The sequence below is a fragment of the Paenibacillus validus NBRC 15382 genome (assembly GCF_004000985.1).
Lineage (GTDB): Bacteria > Bacillota > Bacilli > Paenibacillales > NBRC-103111 > Paenibacillus_G > Paenibacillus_G validus.
This window is the reverse complement of sequence record NZ_BIMH01000115.1, coordinates 1-1,564: the sequence shown is the minus strand read 5'-3', so window position 1 is coordinate 1,564 and position 1,564 is coordinate 1. Positions and strand designations below refer to the sequence as shown.

Annotated in this window: 1 protein-coding gene; it reads right to left on the bottom strand. The window is 50.6% G+C overall.

Features of this window, described 5'->3' with window-relative positions:
• Nucleotides 1-28: 28 nt before the first annotated feature.
• Nucleotides 29-1,393 carry an ISNCY family transposase gene (locus tag PVA01S_RS26295; RefSeq protein ID WP_074730150.1) on the bottom strand — a complete coding sequence of 455 codons (1,365 nt, stop codon included), beginning with the start codon at nucleotides 1,391-1,393 and terminating at the stop codon, nucleotides 29-31.
• Nucleotides 1,394-1,564 lie beyond the last annotated feature (171 nt).

Sequence of the window (1,564 nt, the reverse complement as noted above, 5' to 3'; positions counted from 1 at the left end):
TCGGTTCCCCCGGATTTCTATTTCTACCTTAGTTTTGAAGCATTTTTGCTGCTCTTTGCAGATTGTGGGTCAGGATTCCGAAGCCGACCCAGCATTTTGAGCCAGCAAAGCCCCGGTACCTGCTGCGGTTCAAACCGTACTTGCGCTTGAGAAGACTAATCTTCGCTTCTCCGGCTGCACGGTAACGCTGCAAGTCCTTAAACCATTTTTCGTTTTCGTACTCCGTGCGGGCAATGCCTTTCTTGCCCTTTCGCGGCAAGCTGGCTCGCTTTACACCAAGTTCAGTAATGGCTGCTTCATTCTTCTTGCTTGAGAAGCCGCGGTCGGTGGCTACGGCCTGCGGTGCTTTGCCGAACTGCTTGATATGTGCTTCTATGGCGGGAACAAGCAATTCGTCATCAGAGGGATTTCCCTCATAGACGGCGTAACCGGTGACGAAGCCGCTTTCCGTCTCGTCGATTCGCACCTTGTATCCGAACTCCGTGCCTTTGGCTAGCTTGCCCTTCTTGATCGGCCTGGCTTCGGGGTCAAAGAAGCTGACGATACGATCGGCGATGATACGATTGCCGGAGACGACCTGTCTGGCTTGTTCCAGCAGTTTCCCGGTAAGCTCGACCGCCGCCGACAGTTTTGCTTTGCTTTGCTGAACGGCCGTTTTGCCCTTGTCTTGCAGTTTTTCTACGACGCTTTGTGCACCCTTTACGACGCTGTCGGTTACTTCGATTACGCTTTGCGTAATCTTGTCAACTTCTTCCCACGATTCCCGTGTGCGACGCCGCAGTACTTTGGCGATGGACAGAATCTTTTCTTTAACTTCAGCCGTACGATCTTCAAAGCCTTGAACGGCGTGGGAAGCGACCTTGCGGATTTTCTGAATCATTCGCGTGATGACCTTCACACCATCCTGCAATAGCGTAGCATCTGTCGGGTGATGAATGTCGGATTCCACGACAGTCGTGTCTGTACGGAATTTACGGGTTTTCAGAATCGCTTTTTCTTCACACTGTTTGATAAGCGCAGCGTTGATGTCCTGGGCGATTTTATCGCCGTAGCGTTTGCGGGCATAGATGAGCGTGGACGGATCCGGCATCTTCTCATCGATGGCAATACGGCAGAACATTCGCCAGGTGATGCTGTCGCCAACTTCCTTCACGAGCGACTCGTAGCCCAAATTATATTTGTGTTTCAAGACCATAAGACGGATGTACTTCTCGATCGCCAGCGTAGGGCGACCGCTCTTCTTGCCTTTCGGATGCAGCTTCGCGAATGGTTGAAGAAATTTTTCGTCGTCCAGCAAGCGATCGATGATGGCAAGTTCGGCCGGCAGCGTTCTAACAGCTTCCGGAAGAATCGCATCCCACATCGTTATTTGCTCGTCACGAAGTTTCAACATTTTCATCACCTCAAGGAAGGATTCCCGAGGCTCTGCGTTGAACTCCTTAAACAAAGGAATTCTTCCCTCGGGGATGGATGGATTGTTATCTGGACAATAACAATTTCCATTTTGAGGTGCCGAATTCCTTTTTATTTTGTCAAAATAGCCCGACTTTTTCAGGGGTAACTA

Coding starts and splice junctions, on each gene's coding strand:
- PVA01S_RS26295 (WP_074730150.1), bottom strand. CDS start 1,393: ATGTTGAAACTTCGTGACGAGCAAATAACGATGTGGGATGCGATTCTT.